Genomic DNA, 25584 nt, shown 5'->3' on the forward strand with positions numbered 1-25584 from the left:
AGGTGAAGAGAAAACCAAGAGGTGTTGCCCACTGCCCAATGGGGCATAAGCTACACAGCGACCTAAACGGGGCATTAAACATAATGAGAAGAGCCATTGGAAAGATACCCCTAGTCATCAAAAAGCCCCTATCATTCATCGTAGGGCACAACCAAGTAGCACCCGCAAAAGGGGTGTAACCCTCAAGACCTCGGGGAACCCTCGCCCTTAAGGGCGGGGAAGAGGTCAGATGAAGTCGCTGAGTACATCATTGGAAACTTTTGATGACTGCCTCCAGTCCTTAGGAGGTCCCTAATGGCATTTGGGAATTCACCAGTCACCTCATACCTCTCCAGAAGATCATTTAGGATTGGGATGAATTGGTTGTATGCTTGGTAGTTCGACAGGGTGAAGCTTAAGTCACCCCTAGGTAAGTGAACGTTGAAGAGCTCCACATACCTAGGGAAGGGTAGGGGTAACATTAGCAGTGTTTTATCACCACCATCTCTCTGGAGGCGGTAGGTGTTTGTCGCATGAATAGTAGAATATTGCCTTTGGGTTAACTTCCTCATCCAGTAGTCTCTTAATGGCTAGGAGCAATGCCGTGGACTTACCCACCTGCCTAGGTCCGAAGAGGAAGTTTAGGGAGAAGGGTGTGAAACTGATCTTATCAATGGCGTCGGGGATCCACTTAACCTCAGCCTCCTCAAACCTCCTGTAAACCTCCAGTTCACTTATCCTATCCCTCGACATGGATTGTAATCCTCAATCACTGTGCACTGGCACTCCACAGGAACTTATAAAACTTGATTTACTCAGACTCCACAGAGGCTTATAAGCATGGTTAAGTTCAAGACTTAATGCATAGCTTAGGTTGGGCATAGGTGTTAGTACCTGCTTAACCTCAGGCTGCCGACGTACCTTATTATCCACTGGACCAACTCATCATAAGCCTTAGCCCCCTCCTCAGTTAGCCTAACGTAGCCGTCACCATCCATTGTGATTAAGCCCCTTTCACTCATCCAGTTTAGGTACCTCTGGAGCTTATCGTACGATAACCCCGATGCCTGGGCTAGGTTAGTCCTCCTCATGACTCCATTATCCATTAGAGTCTTGATTATCCTCGCCAGTACGTAGAGGTTAGGTTTGAAGCTTCCTGTACTCATGGTAAAGCCACCTAACCTCCCAGAGCAGTGAATCAAGACTCCACAGGGTCTTGAAGGTTTTAACCACCTCATTCCAGGTTACGGCCAGGGTTAGGGCTACTGCCAAAACCACTGAACTAGCCAGTGTAAAAACGTACAATGGGCCACTTGTTATGTTGAATAGGAGGTAATTCAGAAATGCGTAGGCAAACCCAACTATGAAGTAGAATAGCGCCGCCCACACGGCCTCATCTATGATGAGTAGGATTGGGTAGAGTGACCTAGCCCTATTCACCCTATACTCCACGTAATCCCAATCCAAACCCTCCAGTACAGCCAACACGCCCAGTGCCCCCTCCTTAAGCTTATCACCCCAATCCTGGTAAGGCCCCTTAACCTCACTGGCCTTGTCCAACCTGTGCGCCATGTAGTAAAGTGAGAAGAGGATTAACCCAAGGATGACTAGCATCCACAGGAAGCTTAATGAGGCGTAAACGGTCCCTAACATGAACCACAGGGTATCGTAGACCCCCAGTGTCGCCACGGTCACGGTTAATATGACTATGAATAACTTGGGTAATTCATTAAGCTTATTGTTAATGCCCTCCACGGTCTCTAACGCATCCCTAAGCCTAAGCACCTTGTCAACCACGTCACTCATACTCATACCTCAACCACCCTGTAGCCCCACGATAGGCCGACTATGGTTCCATTGGATAGGCCAACCACTATTAGAGCTGGGGTTAGGCTAATTGCATTGTCGCAGCTTACAACGTTAAGCACATTCACTATATATGTGGCATTACTTAGCGTTAAAGTTGAAAGTGGGCCTAGGTTGACTAGGGTTGCATTAATGGGCCTGCTTAGGAATACCGTAAAGGGTACCGCGATGACCTTAGGCGTGGCATTGCCCAGTATGAAGGAGCCTGGGTTAACTAAACTTCCATTAAGGTTAAACCATGCATAGTACCCACTGCACTGCGGGAAGGAGCCAATGTACCTTAAACCCCTAGTTAAGGTTAACCTAATCATAGGAGGTGGAGGCGTAGTACTCGCCGTGATCACGACTCTACTGCCGTTATCTAAAATAACCAGCGCTGAACCTCTAATAACCTGGAGCGTTACATCCACCCTATACTTAACGTTAGGCAGCGACTCAATGATCAATGCGTATGCATCACTCTTATTAAGCTGTACGTAGGCGGATCCAGGTAGGCTTAGGTTATTTGATACTTGGATGTTAATATACATGAAGATGGCCTCAAGTAGTAGTGCAAACACTAGCACTACTATGGTAGCCCTGATTAATACACCCCTCCACTTGGCGGTGTTGATCCTAACCATGGTTCATTAACTTGGCTGGTGTAAAAAATGCTTAACTCTCTCTGGGGGAGTGTGCATTGGGCCTAAGTTCCCTAAGTGCCTTAGTCACCTTGTTAACAACCTCAACAGCCTCCTCATGGCTAAGCTCCAGCCTGGGTAACCTAAACCCACCACCGTAGTAGGGTATTACGTGAACGTGGAAGTGGAAGACCACCTGCCCTGCTGATGAGCCGTTGTTCTGTATTAACCTAACTCCATCGGCATTGAGCCCCTTAACCACGGCTGCGGCTATGGTTTTAACAGTCTCCATTACCCTGCATAGGGTGTTGGGTGGTATCTCGAATATGTCCCTGTAGTGCCTCTTGGGCATGACTAGTATGTGGCCCTTGTTTATCGGGTACTTGTCAAGTATAGCAATAGTCTCCTCATCCTCGTAAACCACGTAACCAGGTTCCCTACCGTCTATTATCCTGCAGAAGACGCAATCATCCATTGGGAGCAGCTCAGGTTGCGGCTCCTTTATAAAACTATGGCTAATACCTGGGTTATGGGTCGTAAGCCTTATAAAATCTGAAATGGCTGTAGTGGGCGTGGGTAGCATTAAGTTGACTTACCCGGATGGCAAGGAGTGGTACCTAATAATGGACGCCGTAGCGGTGCTTGTTGAGGAGTCCACGCTAACCCTGACTAAGGATGGCGTTAAGTTGAGGGCCCTTGACCCATCCAGGACGGCCATGGTTGACTTGTACATGCCTAGGACCGCCTTCGACGAGTACCCTGACGTCGACCAGGACGTGAACATTGGCATAAACTTCGGCGAAATAAAGAAGATATTGAGGAGGGCTGGTAAGGGTAGTAGCGTTAGTTTTGAGGTTGAGGAGAACAGCCTCAAAATAAGGATGACGGGTAAGGTGACCAGGACCGTTAAGCTACCGCTGATAGATGTTCCCGTTGAACAGTTGCCAACACCCAAGGTTGTCTTCACCGTGACCGCTAAGTTAGCCAGCGATGCTCTTAGGCAGGCCGTGAAGGATGTTGAGGTTATTGCCGATGCCGCCAAGTTTGAGGGTAAGGAGGATGGCTTGTACATAAGGGCGTCCAGTGATAGGGGTGAGACTGAGATTAAGTTTGAGAGGGGTGGGGAGGTGCTCTTTGAGTACGATAACAAGGAGACGGCAACGGCAACCTACAGCGTGGATTACCTCTCAGACATAGTCAACAGCGCCTTTCAAATAAGCGACATAGTGACCGTGGAGTTCGCCACCCAGAAGCCACTGGCCCTAACCTTCGAAATCTCGGGTGGTGGAACATTAGCCTACTTCGTGGCCCCAAGGATAGAGTAGTGGATGAGTCAACGAGGTACGTTGAGGTCCTCTTCAGGAATTACTACAGGAATTCCTTCAACCCACCGGGCATACCGAGGATTGAGAGTAGGGAGGTTGCCTACCAGCCATTCCACTCCCAATCAATGGTGAGGCACCTGGGTTTTAGGGACTGGGGTGGGTTGAGGGGTTTCATAGCTGATAAAGTGCCCAGGAACCTATACCTGTCAAGCGCATACTTCAGGAACCCAGCAGCCAGTGAAATGGATGCTAAGGGTTGGCTTGGGGCTGACCTAGTCTTCGACATAGATGGTGATCACTTGCCTACGGAGAACTGTAGGGGGGTTGAGTTGGTGACAATCGAGTGCCTTAACGATGCCTTAACTGAGGTTAGGAGGCTCATAGATGTCTTGATGTATGAATTCGGTATTGATGAAAAGTACCTCAGGGTGACCTTCTCGGGGCATAGGGGCTTCCACGTGCATGTTGAGGGGCCTGAGGAGGTGACTAGCCTGACCCAGGATGAGAGGAGGATGATTACGGATTACCTAACGGGCAAGGTTGACCCAACCAGGCAGATACTAGTCAATAGGGGTGATAGGTCACTGCTGATTACAGTGCCGCAGGGTGTTGATGCTAATCAGCTTCATAGGCTGTACGGCAGTGTGGGTAGGTTAATCAACGCTGCGTCTAGGTATGGTAAGGTTACGGCAGGCCTAATTAAGAGTAAGGCTGGTGAATTGGCGTCGGACCTGGCCATACACATAGATGAGGTAGTTACCATAGATACAAATAGGCTCATGAGAATGCCCAACAGCCTACATGGGAAGACAGGGCTATCCGCTGTTGAGTTAAGCCTAAGGGACCTTGACGGCGGCATTGAGGGTGTGTTGGGTAAGGCAATTGCCTTCAGGAGGGGTAACCCAAGGATTAGGTTAACCCAGAAATTACCCATCAGTAAGGTTCTTGGGGAGACTGTCCATATTAAGGAACCTGGTGATGTGGAGAGTGTCCCAATTCACGTGGCCGTTTACCTAATACTGATGGGCATTGCCCAGTTAGCCGAGTAGCACGTTAAGTGAGTTAGGTATAAATGTGTAGTTGGAGGGTGCTTGCCGTATGAAGATCCTCATACTGGGCATTGACGGTTACCTGGGGTGGGCTTTAGCGCTGAGGATGGTTAAGAGGGGTCATGAGGTGATCGGTGTTGACAACTTCTACACCAGGAGGGCTGTGGAGGAGGTTGGTTCATGGTCAGCGTTACCCATACTGAGCATGGATGATAGGGTTAAGGCTGTGGAGGAGATCTATGGTTCGAGGATAATATTCCACGAGGCCGATGTCACGGATTACGACTCGGTTAGGCACATAATAGAGGAGCATAGGCCAGATGCCATAGTCCACTTCGCCGAGCAACGCTCAGCCCCATACTCAATGATAGACATTAACCACGCCTCATACACAATAACCAACAACCTTAAGTCAACGCTAAACGTAATATACTCCATTAGGGATGTTGACAGGAGGATTCACCTACTTAAGATGGGCACCCTTGGCGAGTTTGGATACCCAGCCTTTAAGCTACCGGAGGATGCCTTCGTTGATGCGGTGATTAATGGGGTTAAGGATAGGATACTGGTGCCGAGGTGGGCTGGTTCGTGGTATCATTGGAGTAAGGTCTTTGACTCATTCATGCTGGTCTACGCTAATAAGCTGTGGGGTTTAACCATAACCGACTTCCACCAGGGCCCCGTGTACGGCACTAGGACGAGTGAGATTGTTTCAGATGAATTATTCACAAGGTTCGACTTCGATGACGTTTGGGGGACCGTATTCAACAGGTTCTGCGCCGAGGCTGTGATAGGCCATGAGTTAACCGTCTACGGTAGTGGGCTTCAGAAGAAGGGCTTCACCTCCCTTGAGGACACCATAGACGCCCTAATGCTACTCCTAGAGAACCCACCAAGCGATGGTGAGTATAGGACAGTTTACCACTACAGGGAGATACTGACGCTTAACACCATTGCTGAGTTGGTTAGGGATGCCAGTAGGGAGGTCCTTGGCTACGAGCCTAGGGTAGCCCACATACCAAACCCAAGGGTTGAGCCGGAGGATGACTTGTACTACGAACCGGAGAGGAGGGTCTTACCCAGGTTGGGTATGTATGGGTTGAGGAGGAACATGAGAGATGAGGCCAGGGGGATACTTAGGGATTTAAGTAGGTTTAGGGATAGGATTGAGGCCAAGGCCCATGTGCTTAAGCCTAGGGTTAGGTGGAGGGGTTAACGTGGCATCACCCTTAGACACTTCGGTAATTTAAGAACCTCAAGCTCAGTCCTAATACCATCAATAACTTCATCATCAACCACGTACCTAATACTCCTGGTTAAGTAATCCCTGACGACAACCTCAGGTACGTTGAGCCTGGCTGCAACCTCCCTTATGAGCGGCTCGGGGTTGCTCATGAAGATGCCTAGTGACTCCCCAATCCTCTTAACAACACCCATCAACTCACCGTAATCAACCCCAAGCCTAGCTACCATCACGGCGTATACGAGGGGTTTCCCAACCCTCCTCTCCCATAACTCACCAACATCAACAATGTATGGCAGCCCCCGGGAGCTCATTTTAAGTGCCTCATCGCCGATCACTAAAACACCCTCATACCTATTAAGTGCCTCGTAGGGATCCTTAACTCTGTCGAAGGTTATACCCATTAATGCCGTTAAGGCACCTGCATTAACGCTGGTATCCTCAACCGCAGCATAACCCTTACCCAAGCCCTTGAATAACCTGGCCGATAAAACAGGGCCTCTGCTGTATATTGCGTAGTGGGGGATCATGCCTAATACGTCGCAGTACTGGGCTGCGTAGGTCAAGGGTACGAAGGCTACGTCAACCTCACCCTCAAGCACAAGCTTAATTGACTCATTGTTGCTTGCAGATACTGGGTTTAAGCCAGAGTACCTGAAAAGGGGCTCGCTGTGCGTGTATTTGAGCCTAGCTACCTTCATTGATTCACCTCAGTGAGCTTAACGTGGAATGTATCCCTCAGGAAGGGCCTCTTCCCAATCTCCCTTACAATGTGCGCCAGCTCAGCCACCGTGGTTGGCTTAATGGGCTCCACTGAACCCGCCTGCCTGAGGACCTGCTCATTTATCATCGTGCCCACCAGGTCGTTTGCACCTGCCATTAGTAACGTTGATGCCATCCTCTTACCCACGGAGGTCCAGTAGGCCCCAATCCTCTTAACACTATCCCCCAGTATCAGCCTTGAGATAGCTGCAACCTTCACGTCGAGTTCAGCCGGTGCAGGCCCCTTAACCAACCCATCCCTGTACAGCTTCGTATTCCATGGGATGAACTTAATTGGTATGAAGAGGAGGATCCCATGAGTCTTCTCCTGAAGCTCCCTTATTGAGAAGATGTGGTTCACTATGTGCTGTGGTGCCTCTATGTGGCCATACAGCATGGTTGAGTTTGTCTTCAACCCAAGTTCATGCGCCTCCATGGATATTTTAAGCCAAGCCTCAGCATTAAACTTATACGGCGTTATCACCCTCCTAACATCCTCGCTGAGGATCTCAGCCCCACCACCAGATAAGGCGTCTAGGCCAGCATTCCTGAACCTCTCTAGCACCTCCCTGGTGCTCATTCTCCAAATCCTGGCGTAGAAGTCAACCTCAGCGGCCGTCGGCCCCTTAATGGTAACGTCAGGTGCAGCCTTCTTGACGCTACTGAACAGCTCCTCAAAGTACTCCACGGTTAAGTCGGGGTGGAAGCCACCATTGATGTGAAGCTCAGTGATGCTGTACCTAGCCTTAGCCTCCAGGACACCCTTAACCACCTCCTGGGGGCTCCTCAAGTATGCCTCAGGGTGTCCCTTAGGCCTGTAGAAGGCGCATATTGGGCATTGGGCGACGCACACGTTGGTGTAGTTAATGACGACGTTGTTGACGAATGTAACCGTGTCGCCGGTTAACTGGGTGGTTAATTCGTCAGCAACCTTGGCTAGGGCCTTGAAGTCGCACTGGTTGAATAGGCTTAACGCATCACCCCTACTCAACCCATTAGACACGGCATTCCTAATATCGTTAATTGTGCACATTGCTAAGTCACAGCCTCATATGCTTAAAAAACTAACCCAATACCCATAACAGGGTGAAGTGCAGGTTAACGTTAAAGAACCCTTAAGGGGGTTGATTAACCGATGGATCAGGCCCTTGAGAAGGCACTGAGCGGTGAGGAGTTAAAGCCACCTGACATAGAGAGACTACTTGAGTTAAACCTATGGGACCTAGGTATGGCTGCCGATGGCCTAACCAGGAGGTTGTTCGGCAATGTGGTAACCTTCATACCCAACCTGATATTAAACTACACCAACGTCTGCATAGTGGCCTGCAAATTCTGCGCCTTCTACAGGCCGTTAAGGCACCCTGAGGCCTACACCATGAGTATTGACCAGGCGGTTAAACTTGCAGCCGAGGTTGATTCTAGGTTTGGGATTAGGCAGATCCTGGTTCAGGGCGGTATAAACCCTGAACTGGACATTGAGTACTACGAGGGTTTATTCAAGGCATTGAAGGATAGGTTACCCCATGTTGCCATACATGGCTTAAGCCCTATAGAGGTGGATTACCTGGCTAGGAGACTTAGGATGAGTTACAGGGAGATTCTTGAGAGACTTAGGGCTGCTGGCATGGATACGCTGGCCGGTGGAGGTGGGGAGATTTTGGTTGATGATGTTAGGAGGGTGATAGCGCCCCACAAGATCACCGCTGAAACGTGGCTTAGAATAATGGAGGAGGCCCATGGGTTAGGTATAATGAGCAACGCAACAATGATGTACGGTCACGTTGAGTCTAAGGCGGATTGGGCTGAGCACCTGTATAGGATTATTCAACTGCAGAGGAGGACGAGGGGTTTCCTATCCTTCACGGCCTGGAACTTTGAACCAGGTAACAGCGAATTGACGAGTAAAGTGCCCTACCCATTGACATCGGCAACGCTGCTGAGAGTGGTTGCGGTGGCTAGGCTAGTATTCAAGGGTGAGTTACCTAACATACAGTCGAGTTGGTTAACCAACGGCCTGGAGGCAGCTCAATTAACCCTTAAATTCGGCGCCAACGACTTCGGCGGCACGCTATACGAGGAGAGGGTGATACCAGCAACGGGCCTTGGCAAGCCAACCCTCACCAAGGATGATGTGGTTGGTTTAATAAAAGCCATTGGCCTTAGGCCAGCGGAGAGGGATAACTGGTACAGGGTTGTTAAAATCTATAGTTAACGGGCTTAGGGTTTTTAAATTAATGAGCGCAATGAAGGTTAATGGCTGGTACACTGTACATAGTGGGTGTTGGGCTTGGACCTGGGCAAATAACCCAGGAGGCCATTAATGTGCTTAGGAGTGTTGGTGAGGTTTTCATAGAGGAGTACACGTCGATGTTTGAAACTAGCCTAGGCGACCATATAGCTAAGGTCGTGGGGAGGATGGTGGTTAAGTTGAATAGGAGGGATCTCGAGGAGGAGAGCGGTAGAGTCATAATCAACGCCATTAGGGAGAGGGGGTCGGCAGCCTTAGCCGTGATAGGGGACCCAATGCTAGCCACCACCCACTCAGCATTGGTAACACAAGCAACTCAACTGGGTATAAGGGTCAGGGTTATTAACGGCATTAGCATTGTGTGCGCAGCCGTTAGTCAAGCTGGCCTATCGCTATACAAACTGGGGCCGGTGGCCACCGTGACGTACGAGAGGGGTGGGGTGCTTAGTAAAAGGGCCTACGAGGTCCTAGCTGGCAACATTAGCAGGGGTCTCCACACACCCCTACTCCTCGACATTAAGGATGAGGGTGGGTTCATGAGCATTAGGGAGGCTGTTGACGTACTCATTAGGCTTGAGGATGAAGTTAAGCAGGGCATTGTAAGTGACGACCTAGCTGCAGTGTTTGAATCTAGGATTGGTTGGAGTGACCAAGCCGTAGTAGTCGCCAGTTTAACAAACCCACCTGACCTTAAGCCACCCAGCGTAATACTAATCCCCGGCCTCCTAAACCCAGTTGAGGAGGAGTACCTGAGGGTTGTCCATGGAGCTGGTGAGGAGTTACTAAGGAGGCACATTAACCATGTTAAGGCACTCATGAGAACTATGCAACACTCAAGTGGGTAATTAACCAAGTCTTCCGCCAGCGGGGTTTGAGGCTATGATGATGTTTAGCCCCCATAAACACTAAGGGCGCTTTGCCGGGAATGGTTTTAATTAGCCTTGAAATTCTTCAAGGAAGTGGTGGGCCTTAATAATAATCTTTATAAAGATTATTTGGGTTAACTTAATGTGGTTAGGAAGATAAAGGATTACATTGACGTAAGTAACCCGGAGGCCCTCAGGCTACTTGAGGATATTGTAACTAAGTATGGGCTAGAGTCGCAGGTGGTTAACATTACCCTTGATTACCTCAGGAGGTATAGTAAGGTTAAGCCTGAGGATGCACAAGCCCTAATCAAGGAGTTAACTGAGAAGTATGGGTTAGCCAGGATAACGGCAATACAAGTCGTCAACATAATGCCATCCACTGTTGAGGAGCTTCAGTCAATAATAAGCGTGGAAAAGAGGCCGTTTAAGGATGAGGACTTGAGGGAGATGATTAACCTACTCAACTCCTATAGGTCAAAGTCAGGGTGACTGAGTAATGGTTAGGAAGGAGGAGTACGCATACGTACTAGACATAATACCCCCTGAGGAGGCTTTGATGAAGGAGACGGATATAATCAGGAGAGGGTTCCCCAGAAGGGACACGTACCTGCAGGTAGTTGGGGAGGAGTACTTCACCCTACTCCTAGTCACACTTAAGCATGAGGCCACTGTGGAGGTTGGGGAGAGGGTTTACATTGGGGATGGGGTTAGGGATAAGATTAACAAGATTGTCAGGAGACTTAAGTACGATGAACTAACCCCCCAGGCCAGGCAGGAGCTTGAGTCAATGGTTGATAAGATAGTTAAGGCAAGGGAGAGGTTCTTCATAGACTGGTTAAATAAGGCGGGACCCCTAACACTCAAGCTACACAGCATTGAGCTGCTTAAGGGTATTGGGAAGAAGACCCTTAACCAAATACTTGAGGAGAGGGCTAAGAAGCCCTTTGAAAGCTTCGAGGACTTCAAAAACAGAATTGGCGTCAATGTGCAGAGGTTGATAGTGGAGAGGATTCTTAGGGAGATTCAGGGTAATGAACAGTACTACGTATTCGCTGCACCACCCCCACCCTAACGGTTACCTAACCTGTTAACCCGCATGCTTATAAGCCACATAGGCGTTAACCATTAAATGCTAACCGAGACTGAGTTTAAGAACCCAGGTAAGTGGTTCAGGGGCATACCCTTCTGGTCCATAAACGACAAGCTTGAGGCAGGTGAGTTGGCTAGGCAATTGAAAATTCTTGAGGAGGGTGGGTTCGGCGGCGCCTTCTTCCACGCTAGGGAGGGGTTGCTAACACCTTACCTTAGTGATGAGTGGTTCAGCAGGCTTAAGGCTGTTGTTGAGGAGGCCTCTAAACTGGGCATGTTAATTTGGCTCTATGACGAGGATAGGTGGCCATCAGGGTTCGCAGGGGGTTATGTACCAGCCCTTGGCCCTGAACATAGGGCTAAGTCCATAATCATGATACCGCACACTGCACCCTTCAACGGTGGTGATGTTATTGCGGTCTTCAAGTGCACCACAGGTGATGGGTTGATACCTAGGGAGTGTCAAAGGGTTAGTGGCATTAAGGCTGAGGATGGTTACCTCTACCTCAACTTCATTAGGCATGTGGCATCACCAGGTGACCCATGGTACGGTGGCTTCAGTTACGTTGACCTACTTAACCCAGACACCGTTGATAAGTTTATTGAAATCGCCTATAGGCCCCATGTAAATGCCCTTAAGGGTTACATAGGTGGTGTAGTACCTGGTATATTCACCGATGAACCGAACTTAACAGCGTCAAGGCCACCTAGGAGGAGTAGGGTAACACCACTGAGGGGGGCTCCATTCCCCCAGTACGCCTTACCCTGGACTGATAGGTTACCTGAGGTGTTCCTGAAGGCTAATGGGTATGATATTGTTAATAGGTTACCTGAACTCTTCTTCGACATAGGCTCCTACACTAGGACCAGGCTTGACTACTGGAGGACAATAACAATGATGTTTGTTGAGAACTTCAGCAGGAGGATACATGACTGGTGCAGCTTCAATGGACTCAGGTTCACTGGGCATTACCTAATGGAGGACACCTTACTCTCGCAGCTCGTTGTTGGCGCTGTCATGCCCCACTACGAGTACATGCACGTACCCGGCATGGACCACCTATGCAACCAAACCTGGGGTACCTTCCTAACGGCAAAACAGGTGGCCAGTGTGGCTAATCAACTGGGTAAGGAGAGGGTTCTCAGTGAGACCTATGGAGCCACGGGCCACCACCCAACCTTCGAGGATAGGAAGTGGATTGGCGACTTCCTGTACGCATTGGGGGTAAACCTACTCAACCACCACCTCGTACCCTACTCACTGAGGGGTAGGAGGAAGGCCGACTATGGCTTAACCATCCACTGGAGTCAACCGTGGTGGAGCTTCAATAGGGTTATTGAGGATTACTTCGCCAGGCTGAGCTACGCATTATCAATGGGGGTTAGGCTAGTGGACGTGTTGATACTGCACCCAATTAGTAGTGTATGGGCCACCTACAGCCCCGTTAATGAGTCTAGGGCAGCGGCCGTGAACGATATGTTCATGAATCTGATTAAGGAATTCACTAAGATTCACGTGGACTTTGAACTTGGGGATGAACTGCTGCTGGCTAAGTATGGTAGAGTTGAGGGTAGGAGACTAACCGTGGGTAAGGCTAAGTACAGCATTGTTGTTATACCACCCAGTTACAACATGCTCAGGAGCACGTTCAACCTACTTAAGAACTTCATTGAGGGCGGGGGCTTTGTGATCGCCATCAAGCCCCTACCAACGATGATTGATGGTGTTGAGGCACCTGAACTTAATGAACTGCTGGGTAGGGTTAAGGTACTTAATGGTATTGGTGAATTAGGCGGTGTTTTAAGTAGCCTAGACCTAGGCACGGTGGTTAAGACCAAGACTGATACTGACGGTGATGTCTTAATTCACGTTAGGAGTGTGGGGGACTCACTAGTAGCCTTCATGGCGAACACCAGTAGGGCCAAGGAGCATGAGGTTGAGGTTGGCTTCAGGGGCTTATTTAAGGTTGAGGATTGGGATCCATTAACTGGGGAGGTGAGTGAATACCCAGGGTCCACCAGTGGTGGTAGGACTTGGGTTAAGGTTAGGCTGACGCCCGTCGGCTCTAAACTACTTATACTTAAGCCAGGTGAACCAATGAGTGAACATCCAACTAGCTTCATTAAGGTTAGTGAAATTAAGCTAAGTGGCCCCTGGGCTATGCGTAGGCTTAACCCCAATGTGCTCGTCCTTGATTACGCAAGGGTTAAGTTAGGGGACTCGTGGAGTGAACCATTACCAATGCCGAGGGTTAAGGAACACGTGGCTAACATGGGTGTTGGGTCAAACTACCTAATCAGGGTTGAGTTTAACGTCGCCGAGAAGCCCAGTGGCAGACTCTACTTAGCCATTGAAGATGGCCTAGTTAGGAGGCTGGTAATTAACGGTAGGGAGGTTAATCTAACCAAGGCTACGGGCACATGGCTAGACTGGAACTTTAAGATGTACGACGTGACGGATGTGGTTAAGGAGGGGGTTAACGTGATTGATGTTGAGGGAATTGTTGGTTTAGAACATGAACTGGAGCCCATGTACCTACTGGGTGAGTTCACAGTGGAGGCTAGGCCAAGGGGACAGTCGGTGATACGTAAAGAGGGGGCTTCATTAATAGACCCAGTTGACTTAACAAAGGTTGGTTACCCATTTTACAGCGGTTCAGTTGAGTTAACCAAAACGCTTAACATCGACGTGAAGGATGTGGATAAGGTTACGCTTATGTTAAGGTTCAACGCAGCCTTAGCAGTGGTTAGCATTAACGGCATTGAGGCGGCTAAGGTTATTCAGAGGAACGGTGAACTAGACATTACGAGGTACGTTAAGCCTGGTACTAATGAGGTTAAGGTAACCCTGGTGGGTACATTGGGTAATGTGCTTGGGCCACTCCATAGGAGGGGTGACTTAAACTGCGTGGGGCCTGAAGCATTCTACGTGGTTGATGGTAATTGGACTGATGAATATGTGGTGAGGCCCTTTGGGCTTGAGGAGGCCAGGGTGGTTATGTTTAGGAGGGAGGCTACCACTGGTCAACCCTGAATATGTACCTGTCCCTAACATTGCTAATTTCAATCTTCTCCAGGTTCATTAACATGTACACGGATTGCACTGTGAATAACCTGGCTCCTAGGCATCTAAGCATAGCCAGTGGTGCATACACCCTAACCCCCTTAGCCCCAGTATCCTTAACCAACTGGTTAACCAGACTTAACACTGGCTCACAATTCTCGGCTACAAGTTCCTCAACGTTAAGTAGACCATCATTATCAACACCAGTCACCAATGCGTAAGCGGAGATGCCTTCACTCATCAACTTAACCACCTTAGCATTAACGCCAGGTCTCGTTAACTTAAGCCACGTGGCGTTGATTAGGTGATCCCTAACGTAGTCCCTAGTCCTAACCAGTGGGCCATCTAGGTTAGTGGTAACCTTATTGTAGAGGTTGAGTAGTGCATCCGCATCGGAGTCGCTGGCCTCGTCCACCGCTGCCGATGCATAATTGGCCTTGGGTAGGTCCATTACTGATGCAACACCGTACTCCCTAATGTAGAAGTCGTTGAAGCCAACCCTCCTGTATATTGCATACGCAGCACCACCGAAGGTTGTGAATAAGGCCAGGGCATCATAACCACCCCTCAGGGCGTCGACAGCGTACTTAAGCAACCCAGTGGCCAAGCCCCTCCCCCTAAACCTCGGGTCAGTGCACACGCCAGCAACACCACCAACCCTTACTGCATTACCGTTAAGCCTAATTATGCGGTTAAGGACGTGGAGGGTTGATGCTATGGCCCCATCCTCCTCAGCTATGAAGACTAGGTGTGGTTCATAGTGAGGGTACCTTGAGAACAAGCCACGTAAACCATCGCTACACGCATAGTTAACCAAGCCGCATGCATCGTTGAAGCATGTGCAGAGTAGCTTAACTAGCCTACATGAATCACTCACATCAGCCTCCCTAGGTGAAACCACACGAAACATACCAATGACTGAGGTGGGTGCTTAAAAGGTATACTATAAACCAGGGTTGCCATTGAAGGGTCATTAAAGACAAGACCCTACTGCGCTTTACGTTGTGGAGCGCGTCGTTAGCTTCTTAAAGTCGGATTCGGTAATTGTGTAAAATTTGTCTAAGTCCTGGTCCCACTCCTCCCTGAACCAGTCCTTCACATTACGTAGGATGGCCTCAATTACGGTAGTAATGTCGTGAAGCACCTCATCCCTGGTCCTATATTTGGAGAGGTCTGGGTCGAAGCCGTTATATTGGTAATCATGAAGTAGGAATGCCTTATCAACCAAGTTATCTATTCCTGTGTAACCCAACTTACCTAAGTCTATTGATATCCCTTTAAGTGAATGCGTGGGTGCTGTGTATCCCTTCTTCATGTACCATTCATTTGAGGATAACTTACTCAGATTCTTGGTTACTAATGCCGAAAGGAGGGCTTTCACTGCGTTAAAGACCTTGCCTGCGGCATTTTTGCTTCCACCGGCTAACCACATGTTAATCCCCACATCTAAGTCACCCAGCACCTCCAGGACCCTAGCCCTAATGTAAGCCCTCCTATCAATCTTTGGTGATGTTAATCTTTCCTCCACGTAGTTGCTTACGTGTCTTAATTTAAAAACTATCCCGCATGGTATAGGTTAATTATTTTACTTCTAATTAAGCCTTAATTCTTAAAACCCTTTAATAGCCTTAAGGTTATGTATTTATAGTTATATTCTACTAGAAAAGTTTAAATATTAGTTAACAATAGCTGTAACTATGCGTGTTAAGGTGACTAGGAACTTTCAGATAACTATACCCGCTGAAATAAGGAGTAAGCTGGATATTAGGGAGGGTGATTATGTTGATATCACACTTAATGAAAAGGAGGGGGTAATCATTATTAGGCCTTACCGTAGAAGATGGACTACACTTAAGCTTGGCAGGAACCTAACCCCTGATGAGATTGAGGAATTAATAAGGGAGACTGGTAATGAAGTTATCAATGAGATGATTGGTGATGTTAATAATGAAGCAGCGGGTGGTTGTTGATACTAACGTCTTAGTTTATGCAACATTTGAAGATATGGAGCATCATGAGGAAGCCTATGACATATTACTAAAATATAATGTTGTAATACCTTATATTATTCTTTATGAGTTTCTAGGGGTTTTAGCACGACTAACTAAGAATATAAGTGTAATTATGATTAAGTTAAGTGAATTGATGGAATTCGAAATAATACACGAGGACCTAGATGTAGTACGCAGTGGTATAGTCATGATGAGGGATGATAATGCACCAATAGACATGATGAATGATTATGTAATACTCTCCGTGGCCATGCTGGAAGGGTCCTTAGCTACATATGATAGGAGACTTAGAAACCTTGCGAGTAAAAGGGGAGTAGTGGTAATGCCATGATGACTTTTCATAACTACAATACCTCACATTGAAATGGCTTATTGTGCGTTCAGGACTAACCCTTATATGGTTTAATGTACTTGTTTGATTGATGAAAACTTATTAAAGCCTCCGTGGTGGGCTTGGTCATGGCTAACCCCTGTAGGCAGTGGGAGGGGAAGCTTGAGCAGGCTGTTAAGGCTAATAATGCGGCTAACCAACTTAAGTTTAAGGAGAAGCTTGTGGAGTGCATAGTGTATACGGCTAGGTTAATGATTAGGGAGGATGAGGATGCCTATAGGGATATTGTTAACTATGGGATGGAGGTTGCGAAGAAGTATAATATTCCTGAAGTGGAGTACCACCTCAAGGTCATTGAGGCTGAAGCAAAGCCTAAGGCAACTGAGGCAAAGGAGTCAAAGCCCAGTGAAGCTAAGGCAACTGGCCAATAGTTGCTCCTTAAATTTTTAACCAATAACCAGGTGCTCCCTTATCAACTTACCCTTAACCAGCCTGTCAGGTAGGAAGGGCTCCATGAGTGGGTCTATTTTTCCATCCAGTATGTAACTAGCCATGAGCCTCCCGGTCAAGGGCCCAAACATGAAACCATGCCCACTGAAGCCAGCGGCTACGTAAAGCCCCCTTGGCCATGAGTCAAGCCTCCCCATTATGTGGCTGTTATCTGGCGTTAATTCGTAGTACCCGGACCAAACCCTAATCACAGGTAGCCTCCTGGAAATGGGCATGACCTCACCCATTGCCTTAACCCAGGCCTTAAGCCACCTAAGCGTGTTGTTGAAGGGCTTTAAGCCCGCTTCCTCATCAATATCAATTGACCCAATTACCTCCCCCCTGAGGGTTTGCCCAAAGTAGGCGTTGACGCGGGTATCTATGATTAACGATGGTTCAATCATGAACCTGATGGGTGCCGTTATGCCGATCTCCTTCCTAACAGCATTAATGGGTAACTCAACACCAGCGGTCTTAGCCAACTCCCCACTCCAGGCTCCAGCGGTTATCACAACCACCCTGGCGTTGATCACCGCACCCACACCCTCAACCCCCCTAACCTCATTGTTAACCACGGTTATCTTAGACACAGGCGTCTCATCGAGGAGTATGGCATTCATCTCCTTTAGCTTGGTTAGGTAGCCGTATATCACGTAGTCGTGGTGGAGTTCACCATCCTGGGGGCCGAGGGCTGCACCTACGTAGAGTTTACTGTTCAGGTATGGGTACTTGTCCTCCAACTTTCCACTATCCATGAACCTAACCAGTACCCCTAGGGGCCTCCAGACACTTTCATTAACCTCCTCGAAGGCCCTCAGCGACTCCTTATCCCTAAATAGCCACAGGTACCCACCCCTCCTTATCATTGGGTTCCAGTCTAACTCACCCTTAAGCCTATCCAACTCCCTAACGGCCTCAATAGCGTACCTAGTGTTCTCCACATTGCCAAAGTGGACCCTGAACCTTGACGCATTCCTAGTTGAACTACCACCCCCAATTATGCCCCTATCAACCACAGCCACCTTAACACCCCTCTTAGCCAGGTTGTAGGCTGTGGCCAGCCCAACCACCCCACCCCCAACGACCACCACATCGACTGTGTGGACTGCCCTCCTTATCACTCCGCATCACCCAGGGTGCCCATTGGCATTGGGTTAAGTGGAAACCTCTGCCTAAATAGGCCGAATTCACCTGGCTTCCTCTGGGTTAACCTAGCCAGCATTAGGTTCGCAGTCACCATGCATAACTTACCCTGGCAGGCTCCAGTGCCTAACCCGGTGGCCCTCTTAATGTACTCCATCCTCGGCATCTTCAATTCACGGTACTTGGGGACCTCATCATGAAGCACAGTCACCTTGACCCCCCTAAGCCCCGTGAACTCCCTCGTAACCCTGAGTAGGTCACCTAGGGTTACGTCCTCGCAGAAGCAGATCAATTGTTCATCGGCCTTATCCAGGAAGTACAGGTCACTGACCCACTGTGGAACCTCTGGGACGTTTGGCTCCTGGAAGTAGCCTACGTCGTGTAGGCCCCTCTCAAGCCTATTGAAGGCGTCCAGCGCAGCTGGGTTGGATGTGACAAGTGCCTCCCTCAGCTTTGCCACGGCCTGGTCAGCCTCCTCAGGCTTAACTAGGCCGTATGTGGCTGCTATTGAGTATGCCACGGCCCTCGCCTGAATTGGAATTGTTGAAATGGGTATCAGGCCGCTGGCCTCACCCACCACGTACACATTACTCAACCCAGTAACTCCCCCACCCCAGTTGTGCCTTGGCACTATACCGCCCAGCACTATGTCGTAGACCAGTTCAGCACCCAATTGAGCCAGAAGTTCAATTGCAGGGACCCTCACGGTGGTCACTAAGGCATCGCCAGTGGCTTCACCCTCACTGAACCTCTTGGGCCCCTCGGGCACCTGGTACCTTAACCTAAACCTACCCCCCTCCACCTCCGTCTCGCTTATGTAGGCACCCATTATTGCCCTAAGTCCGCTTAGGTCGCTTGGCCTACCTGTCCTAGGCTGTATTGCATGGTCCATGATTAGTGGTGTTAACCCAGCCTTAACCAGTGACTTAGCCACTGCAATACCCCACTCATCTGTGCCGTAGACTATGGGCTCACCCTTAACCAAGCCATCCTTGGCCAGTTTAAGGTATGTTAAACCAGTGTACATGGGTACCTTGTAGTTTCCTGGGAAGACCAGTGGAACCTCCCTAACCCCAGTGGCCACTACAATCACCCTATAGTTGAATTGAAACAGCCTGGACCCATCCAACGAATGGCCCACTGCCGCATCTTCCAGGAAGCCGTCGAAGACGACGCCGCTTAATGCTTGGTCACCTAACTCATCCTTAACCTTACTGGTGTAGTCTGAAACCTTAACGCCCAGTTCACCCTCCACGTGAATCAACCTGCCGCCAAGTTCACCGTTACCGTCCACTAAGGCTATCTTCAACCCAAGCTTACTCAATTCCATAGCTGTGGCTAAACCAGCCAACCCACCTCCAACCACAAGCACATCACTGTTCACCTTAACCAGCTTAGCCCTTGGGGGCTCGGGGAGTTGAGATGGGTCAACGTGCCTCATCCCCTTAGCAAACCTAACGACAATGGGCCAGGCAAGCTTAACAAGCCTACTCCTAGGTAGGACAGATGGCCTAGCAAAGCTGCTGAACAAACCCAAGTCACGTCCCTGAGGGCTGGAGCCGACACACTGATTCAGTGACCCATTACTAAGCCAATAACCCATACACCACCACTCACAGCAAATAAATCCCCTGGGTTCACCAGTCCTCGGGCTACTCAACATAACCGGCTTACCTAACCTACCACTATCATCGTTAGTCATTGGTTAAGCCAACTCAGAGGGATTTATAAGCCTGGAAACCTACTTACAATCTCGGCATAAGTTTTTTTCACCCATCTATGGGAGATTAACTGAGTAAAGCGGATTCAAAGAAGGATTAATTATTTTTAATCTATATTTAAAGTTTAGATGATCACATTATCATTTACCTTCTTCTTAATGCTATCAATGCAGCCACGGCTGCAACAACTACTACAATGACCACTATTCCAGCGATTAGTGCTGTTGATATTATTGGCTTGGTTACTGTTACTGTGGTTACTGCTGTTGTGGTTGACACTGAGGTGCTTGTTACAGTGCTCGTTACTGTTGCCGTTGAAGTCACCGTTGAAACAGCAGTAGTTGTAGTCGTGGTTGTAGTCGTAGACGTGGTAGTGGTAGTAACCGGGGTAGTGGTCGTTGTGGTTGTGGTTGTTGTTACTGGTGTGTACGTTGTGTGGAAGTATGAAGCCGCACAAGCCTGCAACTCAGGGTCAGGACTAGGCAAACCAATGAAAGCAGCATACTGAGGATACCTAGTCCAAAGACTACCATTAATAATAGCCTCAGCCAAAGGAGGAACAACACCCTGAGGCGCAAAGCCACCTAGGAATACTAGGTCTATGGTGTCGAATGATGCACCTGACATGCCATGCGGGTACTCTAGCGTGTAAGCTGCCTCGGTGTACTTGCTTACATTAAATGGTATGCATTTCATCAACCACCCCATGTCGACGTACTTGGGGACTGCACCCTGGGCAATGGCCTCAATCCCGATTTGTATCGCGGGTACCCAGTACTCGAACCATGAGTAGAACACCTTAACTAACTCACCGTATTCAGCTGAACCAGGCTCAACAGCAGCTATGGCATTCTCCCAGTTTGTTAGATTTATGTAGCCGAATGTTGAGTTCACGCACCAAACAATCGTATTGTTAGGTATGGGTAGATTAGTCGTAACCGGTTTACAATACCAACCAGTAATCTGGTTATTCTGAACAATCGGGAATGCGAAGGGAGTGACAGTACCTGGTGCACACCAACCACCTGGGAAGAGTGTGTAGGCATTCCACTGCGCTGCTGTTAAGTATACCCAGAATGTATCATAACCACCCTTATTGAGCCCAGCATACACGAAGTCCACGGAGTCCGGTAGCTGGCATGATGACTCCTCAGTGTAATAGGTAGCAGCCTCAACTGATATGAGCTTAGTTGGTATACCGAATTTACCCAACTGAGCAGCAATCTCAGAGCTTATAGTTAACCAGTCAGTACGCCCATCTGTGTATAGCGTTAACGTTAGTGGTGTTCCGTTTGGTAGGTACCATTGACCATTCTTGTAGTATAGGCCAGCAGACTCGAGGAGCTGGGAGGCGTAAGTCCAATTAACAGTGTAGTTGACTATTACGCTCCTAATGCTCTCAGGTATTGTTAAGTATAGGCCTGGAACCACATTAGGGGCAGGTATCGGTGCAAGTACCCAAACCGGGTAGTATGCGTATGGAGGTGGTCCCCATGCTAGTGTTGCCTCAGTCCTATTTATGACATATGCGATAGCTTGCCTAACCTGAGGAATATTCCAAGGATAGTAGAGTGGGAGCGAGAAGCCCATGGTGGAGATGTCTGGCATTGGGTTAAACACGTAACCATCCTTAATAGCAACCTGGTATGTTGCAGGCGGAGCCGTCCAACCAAGTACGAAAAAGTTACTGTGTGTAGCCATTAACTCAAGTAGCTGCGTTGTACCGCTAGAGAGGGCTGTATATGCATTCAACTCTGGGTAATATTGCCAAGTGTGGAATGGGAATATTTCATCCCACTTAGCCAATAGCCAAGGTGGATCCAACTTAACGGTAATGGTTTGTGGACTGACACTCACGGCGTAATATGGTCCAAGGCTCCAGTAGGGAACGACCATTTCAGTGATATTCTTCTGACCGAAGGTGTATGCTTGCGAGGCATTCATGGTTTTGAGTTCATTAACAACCTTCTCCCAAACTGGCCATGGAGTTTCAGGCCTGGTTATTAAAATCCATATCCACTCAGTCGGCGACCACACATCAAAGTGAAACTCAATAGTGTAGTTATTAAGAACTATAATGTCCTTGTCAGCATTTTGAGGACTTATGAACGGCGCGTATGAATCAAAGGCCTTAGCCTCAATGTAGAAGTACGCGTAAACATCCCAAGCGGTGAACGGTATAGTGGCTGAACCATTAAACCAATACAAGCCAGGCCTAAGGTAAATTATGAAGGTTTTATTCTGCGGGAAAACCTCCCAAGACTTGGCCAAAACAGGCCAAAACTCATTAGTAGTAGGATTCCATAGGGCCAATGGGGCATAGTCACTTGCCCACCAAATTGGCCAAAGGCTTAGTGATGAGAATGTGTTATACCAGGGCGCGGGCCAAGGCGGAACAACAACATAATACCAAGGAGCTGCGTAATAAAGCGTGTACGTTGGGTAAGATTGTTGGGCATATGCGTAATTTACAGATAACACGATGGCTGCAACCACCATGGCACTTAATAGTAGCCAGACCCACCTCTCATTTACACCGTACATAGGATAACTATGGTTGCCAGTGCTTTAAAAGTTTTATTCGAATATACTATATTTTTATAGTTTAAAACCTGCATAGTTATGCACGTCAGTAAACATGGCTAAAGGTATGTTAGCAATCAATATTAACCAATATCCACCATTTAAATTTTTGTAATTATTATTGACTTAGTTCTACATTAGTAATCACAATTCTAATTAAGGCTTTCTATTACAATCTCCCTGGCTTCAATGTCCTCAAGTTCAGCATCATAACCACCAATGCTGTATTGCGCATTACCAGTATTTAAAACAATGTTTGAGACCCTATTATACATATTTATATTTGAGACCCTCCCCCTCAACTCAACCGGCTCCCCATTCTTAAGGTATGTACCTTTAACAATCACCACTGGATTATGGCCTCTGCTTAGTAACGCTTGTATGGTCAATATTGCAAAGAACATGCTTAAAAATCTACGTGGATATTTACCCTCCTCGGGATTAATGTAAAGTGCATCCTCAGACTCACGCCATGTTGAGGTGAATATGGTCATGAGCCTTGCCAGCATATCGGTGTCATATAATACGTAGCCGTAAGCATCACTTCTCCTCATCGTACTCCTTCTACTTGCATAAATGCCGATGCTTAGGTCGGCAGCTAGTAGAAGGAAGTCACCAAGCCTATTCACCTTAATCCAAACCTGATCCCCATGGTCCTTCAATGCGCTTAAGTCAACCCCCTCTAGGCTTGGGTATACTATTAGATATAGCCTAACATCCCTTCTCAAGGTCTCTATGAAGGACCTTAGATTCCTTTTAAGTAACCATACTGGAATCTCGCCGTAAACCTCCACCTCTGCATTATTAAGTACCTCAACTATACCATTATTTATACCATCAATGCCGTAAGTCATGTATATCCGCTGACTCTCATGGTGCCTCCGTTTAGCACCCTTAATTAACTCCTTCACTGATGTTAACGTTGAAATGTAGGTATCTATTATTGTGGGGAGGCTGTAGGCACTATACAACTTGGGCCTACCACTGGACACCTTAATAAAACCCCTCCTCAATAGGCTTGTTAAGATGTTATACAACTGAGGCTGATGTATATCAACAGACTCAAGTATATCCTTAACACTGGCCTCACCCCTCTCAAGTATGGTAAGGAAGACCTCGGCCTCCCTATTAGTTAACCCCATCATGGATAACGCATTAAGTAATTGATCCCTATCCATGTCAGTGCCATTATTGTATACTATGCTTTATAAGCATTCACCATTAGCACTCGCATTGTTTTAAGTGTGGCTAGGTATGAGGTATACTCACCGTATGCTGCCTCAGTATCCTACATATATAGCCTTTACCCTGGTGAAGAATTAAATAGCCTCCTCCATCTCCTTATACACATCGTTGCCTGAACCCTTAACGCCACCGTAAGGTACCCAGGGCTCTAGGCCTATGGATGGTTTATTCACCTTAACCACACCCACCTTAACTCCTTTAGCGAATCTCACGGCCTCACTAATATCCTTATACCCTTAGTTACTATGCCGGCTATTAGGCCATACTCAGTGGAGTTAACTATAATCTATGGCTTCGTCAAGGGTCCTATAGGTCATTACAGCCAGTACTGGGCCAAAGATCTCCTCTCCGGCTATCCTCATGTCTGGGATCACGTTATCGAATATCGTGGGCATTAGGAAATAACCGTAATCATACTCCTCACAGTTGATGAGTATCGCCGTATGAGGAATGCGATGGGGAAGATCGTAGGGTAATATGTGGATTTATGGTGATTATGCTTAAGCCTTTCCTGTTCCCCCTAGCTCATACCTTGCCTGTATCTGCCTTATTGGTGTCCTCCTGTTCATGAACCATAACGCCAGTGCGTTAAGCAACTCCTCGGCCTTGTCTGAATGTTCATTGATTAGGTTGATCCTCTCCTTTGGATCCTTTCTAATGTTATATAGTTCATGCCTCCCATCGGGCCTATATACTAGACTCCACTCACCATCCCTAATACACCTATCAACAGCCTCATGGTAACCCATTATGGCGTACCTCCTATGTGAGTTACTTGAACCATTAAGCACGCTGGTGAAGCTTCTACCGGCTAGTGGGTATGTGTATGTTTCAGGTAGTCCAAGTAGCTCAAGTATTGTTGGTAGTAGGTCTGGGAATTGGACAATTGCATCGGTGACCATGTGCCTACCGTTAGGCAGCCTAACCATGAATGGTACCTTGAGTAGCTCGTTGTAAAGCCTGTCACCACCCTTAAGGAACTTACCGTGATCAGCCAGTGGGTGTCCGTGGTCTGCAAGCAGTATTATGATGGATTGTTCGAGTAGTCCAAGGTCCCTTAGCGTATTGTAGAACTCACCGAAGTAGTGGTCGACGTAGGCAACCTCACCGGCGTAAAGACCCCTAATGTAGTTTACCTGCTCCTCGGTAAACCACCTCCTAGCCTCACTACCCATGGGCATTATTAACTTTGGACCCTTGTAACCTGGGTCGGTGTACTTATCAAACCTCGGTGGTGGTATCCATGGTTCATGTGGGTCGAAGCTGTCAACCCAAAGCATGAACCTACCACCACTCTTGTAAGCCCTCCTAACCCACTCTGAGGCTGCCCTAAAGACCCTTGCAGCAAACCAATCCTCCTCACCCCTCCAATCATCAATGTTAGCAAGGAATTGGGCAACTAACTCAGCGTAACTCCTTGAACCAACATAATTCGTGTAGTAATCCTTAGTCACGTAATCCTCAAGCCTCCTATTAACTGGTGGTGGTATGCCGTATGCATCATACTCCTGCCCCCTTATGAATAGCCAGGTATCGAAACCCTTAGTGTAGTTCATGCCTGGCTTAAACAGGTGGTATGTGTCTGAGATTAACCCAGTTAAGTAGCCGAGGCCCTTAAGCAGCTCAGGCATTGTGTATGAGTCTGGGTGCATCGGTGACCACGGGTGGTAGGGCAGGGTGAACTGGCCAGTAAGCAACTCCTCCCTAACAGGTATGGTTGGTAAGCCGGATGGGTAAGCATTAGTGAATACCACGCTCTCAGAAGCCAACCTGTCAAGGTTAGGGGTCTCAGGCGGCTTAACACCATCAAAGATGCTTGAAAAGCCTTGAATAGACCTATAGAAGCCAACGTGATCCTGCCTGAGGCTATCAAGAACCACGATTATAATATTCAAGTCAGGCTTGGCAACCATGCTCACTTTTTGCTTCAGCTTGGTTAAATAGGT

26 protein-coding genes and 1 pseudogene are annotated in these 25584 nt (G+C 48.1%); 11 read left to right on the plus strand and 16 right to left on the minus strand.

Annotated features, from left to right (window positions below; genetic code table 11):
• Positions 1-182 precede the first annotated feature (182 nt).
• The 6 genes from AAX04_RS03430 to AAX04_RS03455 all read right to left on the minus strand — a co-directional run bounded on the left by AAX04_RS03430 (position 183) and on the right by AAX04_RS03455 (position 2940).
• The gene (locus AAX04_RS03430) at positions 183-461 is read right to left on the minus strand and encodes a hypothetical protein (protein ID WP_066794052.1); all 279 of its coding nucleotides are present in this window, start codon (positions 459-461) and stop codon (positions 183-185) included.
• A 13-nt stretch (positions 462-474) separates the two neighbouring features.
• Entirely contained in the window at positions 475-732 is a 258-nt protein-coding gene (locus tag AAX04_RS03435) for an AAA family ATPase (protein ID WP_066794055.1), read from the minus strand.
• A gap of 134 nt (positions 733-866) precedes the next feature.
• On the minus strand, positions 867-1145 hold the full coding sequence (locus AAX04_RS03440) for a winged helix-turn-helix domain-containing protein (RefSeq protein ID WP_084761174.1): 279 nt from the start codon (positions 1143-1145) through the stop codon (positions 867-869).
• Positions 1120-1791, minus strand: a complete 672-nt coding sequence (locus AAX04_RS03445) for a hypothetical protein (protein WP_066794058.1) — start codon at positions 1789-1791, stop codon at positions 1120-1122. Before AAX04_RS03445 ends, AAX04_RS03440 begins: the two co-directional genes overlap by 26 nt.
• The gene (locus AAX04_RS03450; protein WP_066794061.1) at positions 1788-2468 is read right to left on the minus strand and encodes a hypothetical protein; all 681 of its coding nucleotides are present in this window, start codon (positions 2466-2468) and stop codon (positions 1788-1790) included. The genes AAX04_RS03445 and AAX04_RS03450 overlap by 4 nt, the downstream gene beginning before the upstream one ends.
• Before the next feature lie 31 nt (positions 2469-2499).
• A complete protein-coding gene (locus AAX04_RS03455) occupies positions 2500-2940 on the minus strand; it encodes an HIT family protein (RefSeq protein WP_066794064.1) in 441 nt (146 codons plus the stop codon).
• Between the two features lie 82 nt (positions 2941-3022).
• Here AAX04_RS03455 and pcn point away from each other — a divergent pair, with 82 nt between their 5' ends.
• Genes pcn through agl3 form a run of 3 tightly spaced genes read left to right on the plus strand, consistent with a single transcriptional unit; the run spans position 3023 to position 6055 of the window.
• Positions 3023-3790, plus strand: a complete 768-nt coding sequence (pcn, locus tag AAX04_RS03460) for a proliferating cell nuclear antigen (pcna) (RefSeq protein ID WP_066794067.1) — start codon at positions 3023-3025, stop codon at positions 3788-3790.
• The gene (locus AAX04_RS03465; protein ID WP_066794070.1) at positions 3790-4839 is read left to right on the plus strand and encodes a DNA primase small subunit domain-containing protein; all 1050 of its coding nucleotides are present in this window, start codon (positions 3790-3792) and stop codon (positions 4837-4839) included. Before pcn ends, AAX04_RS03465 begins: the two co-directional genes overlap by 1 nt.
• A 49-nt stretch (positions 4840-4888) precedes the next feature.
• Positions 4889-6055 carry a UDP-sulfoquinovose synthase gene (gene agl3, locus AAX04_RS03470; RefSeq protein WP_066794072.1) on the plus strand — a complete coding sequence of 389 codons (1167 nt, stop codon included), beginning with the start codon at positions 4889-4891 and terminating at the stop codon, positions 6053-6055.
• Here the strand turns inward: agl3 and AAX04_RS03475 are convergent.
• On the minus strand, positions 6052-6783 hold the full coding sequence (locus AAX04_RS03475) for an MqnA/MqnD/SBP family protein (RefSeq protein WP_066794074.1): 732 nt from the start codon (positions 6781-6783) through the stop codon (positions 6052-6054). The two genes, agl3 and AAX04_RS03475, sit on opposite strands and share 4 nt — an antisense overlap.
• Positions 6780-7877 (minus strand): CofH family radical SAM protein, encoded by a 1098-nt coding sequence (locus AAX04_RS03480; RefSeq protein WP_066794077.1) that lies wholly within the window; start codon positions 7875-7877, stop codon positions 6780-6782. Before AAX04_RS03480 ends, AAX04_RS03475 begins: the two co-directional genes overlap by 4 nt.
• A 102-nt stretch (positions 7878-7979) precedes the next feature.
• Here AAX04_RS03480 and mqnC point away from each other — a divergent pair, with 102 nt between their 5' ends.
• The 5 genes from mqnC to AAX04_RS03505 all read left to right on the plus strand — a co-directional run bounded on the left by mqnC (position 7980) and on the right by AAX04_RS03505 (position 14084).
• Positions 7980-9056: a cyclic dehypoxanthinyl futalosine synthase gene (mqnC, locus tag AAX04_RS03485; protein ID WP_066794081.1), complete on the plus strand. Its 1077-nt coding sequence runs from the start codon at positions 7980-7982 to the stop codon at positions 9054-9056.
• Positions 9057-9097: 41 nt separating this feature from the next.
• Positions 9098-9937 carry a diphthine synthase gene (dph5, locus tag AAX04_RS03490; protein ID WP_066794085.1) on the plus strand — a complete coding sequence of 280 codons (840 nt, stop codon included), beginning with the start codon at positions 9098-9100 and terminating at the stop codon, positions 9935-9937.
• 165 nt (positions 9938-10102) lie between these two features.
• Positions 10103-10450 (plus strand): RNA polymerase Rpb4 family protein, encoded by a 348-nt coding sequence (locus AAX04_RS03495; protein WP_066794088.1) that lies wholly within the window; start codon positions 10103-10105, stop codon positions 10448-10450.
• Between the two features lie 7 nt (positions 10451-10457).
• Positions 10458-11033, plus strand: coding sequence for a DUF655 domain-containing protein (locus AAX04_RS03500; RefSeq protein WP_066794090.1), 576 nt, complete (start codon positions 10458-10460; stop codon positions 11031-11033).
• A 57-nt stretch (positions 11034-11090) separates the two neighbouring features.
• Positions 11091-14084 carry a glycosyl hydrolase gene (locus AAX04_RS03505; protein WP_066794093.1) on the plus strand — a complete coding sequence of 998 codons (2994 nt, stop codon included), beginning with the start codon at positions 11091-11093 and terminating at the stop codon, positions 14082-14084.
• Here AAX04_RS03505 and AAX04_RS03510 read toward each other — a convergent pair.
• Both AAX04_RS03510 and AAX04_RS03515 read right to left on the minus strand, forming a co-directional pair.
• Positions 14065-15024: a GNAT family N-acetyltransferase gene (locus AAX04_RS03510; protein ID WP_084761175.1), complete on the minus strand. Its 960-nt coding sequence runs from the start codon at positions 15022-15024 to the stop codon at positions 14065-14067. The two genes, AAX04_RS03505 and AAX04_RS03510, sit on opposite strands and share 20 nt — an antisense overlap.
• A gap of 87 nt (positions 15025-15111) precedes the next feature.
• Complete coding sequence (locus tag AAX04_RS03515; RefSeq protein ID WP_066794099.1) at positions 15112-15642, minus strand: PaREP1 family protein; 531 nt, start codon at positions 15640-15642, stop codon at positions 15112-15114.
• Positions 15643-15811: 169 nt separating this feature from the next.
• Here AAX04_RS03515 and AAX04_RS03520 point away from each other — a divergent pair, with 169 nt between their 5' ends.
• The 3 genes from AAX04_RS03520 to AAX04_RS03530 all read left to right on the plus strand — a co-directional run bounded on the left by AAX04_RS03520 (position 15812) and on the right by AAX04_RS03530 (position 16888).
• Positions 15812-16084, plus strand: a complete 273-nt coding sequence (locus tag AAX04_RS03520) for an AbrB/MazE/SpoVT family DNA-binding domain-containing protein (protein WP_066794102.1) — start codon at positions 15812-15814, stop codon at positions 16082-16084.
• Complete coding sequence (locus tag AAX04_RS03525) at positions 16062-16457, plus strand: PIN domain-containing protein (protein ID WP_066794105.1); 396 nt, start codon at positions 16062-16064, stop codon at positions 16455-16457. Before AAX04_RS03520 ends, AAX04_RS03525 begins: the two co-directional genes overlap by 23 nt.
• Before the next feature lie 128 nt (positions 16458-16585).
• Entirely contained in the window at positions 16586-16888 is a 303-nt protein-coding gene (locus tag AAX04_RS03530; protein ID WP_066794109.1) for a hypothetical protein, read from the plus strand.
• A 15-nt stretch (positions 16889-16903) separates the two neighbouring features.
• Here the strand turns inward: AAX04_RS03530 and AAX04_RS03535 are convergent, their stop codons facing one another.
• The 6 genes and pseudogenes from AAX04_RS03535 to AAX04_RS03555 all read right to left on the minus strand — a co-directional run bounded on the left by AAX04_RS03535 (position 16904) and on the right by AAX04_RS03555 (position 25551).
• Positions 16904-18067, minus strand: coding sequence for an FAD-binding oxidoreductase (locus tag AAX04_RS03535; RefSeq protein WP_066794112.1), 1164 nt, complete (start codon positions 18065-18067; stop codon positions 16904-16906).
• The gene (locus AAX04_RS03540) at positions 18064-19791 is read right to left on the minus strand and encodes an FAD-dependent oxidoreductase (RefSeq protein ID WP_066794115.1); all 1728 of its coding nucleotides are present in this window, start codon (positions 19789-19791) and stop codon (positions 18064-18066) included. Before AAX04_RS03540 ends, AAX04_RS03535 begins: the two co-directional genes overlap by 4 nt.
• Positions 19792-19954: 163 nt before the next feature.
• Positions 19955-22354, minus strand: coding sequence for an ABC transporter substrate-binding protein (locus AAX04_RS03545; RefSeq protein WP_066794117.1), 2400 nt, complete (start codon positions 22352-22354; stop codon positions 19955-19957).
• A gap of 191 nt (positions 22355-22545) precedes the next feature.
• Complete coding sequence (locus tag AAX04_RS03550) at positions 22546-23571, minus strand: TrmB family transcriptional regulator sugar-binding domain-containing protein (RefSeq protein WP_066794119.1); 1026 nt, start codon at positions 23569-23571, stop codon at positions 22546-22548.
• Positions 23572-23712: 141 nt separating this feature from the next.
• Positions 23713-24033: pseudogene (locus AAX04_RS11610) on the minus strand (aldehyde dehydrogenase family protein).
• Positions 24034-24138: 105 nt separating this feature from the next.
• Entirely contained in the window at positions 24139-25551 is a 1413-nt protein-coding gene (locus AAX04_RS03555; RefSeq protein WP_084761176.1) for a sulfatase, read from the minus strand.
• Positions 25552-25584: the final 33 nt, after the last annotated feature.

The sequence above is a fragment of the Caldivirga sp. MU80 genome (assembly GCF_001663375.1).
Classification (GTDB): domain Archaea; phylum Thermoproteota; class Thermoprotei; order Thermoproteales; family Thermocladiaceae; genus Caldivirga.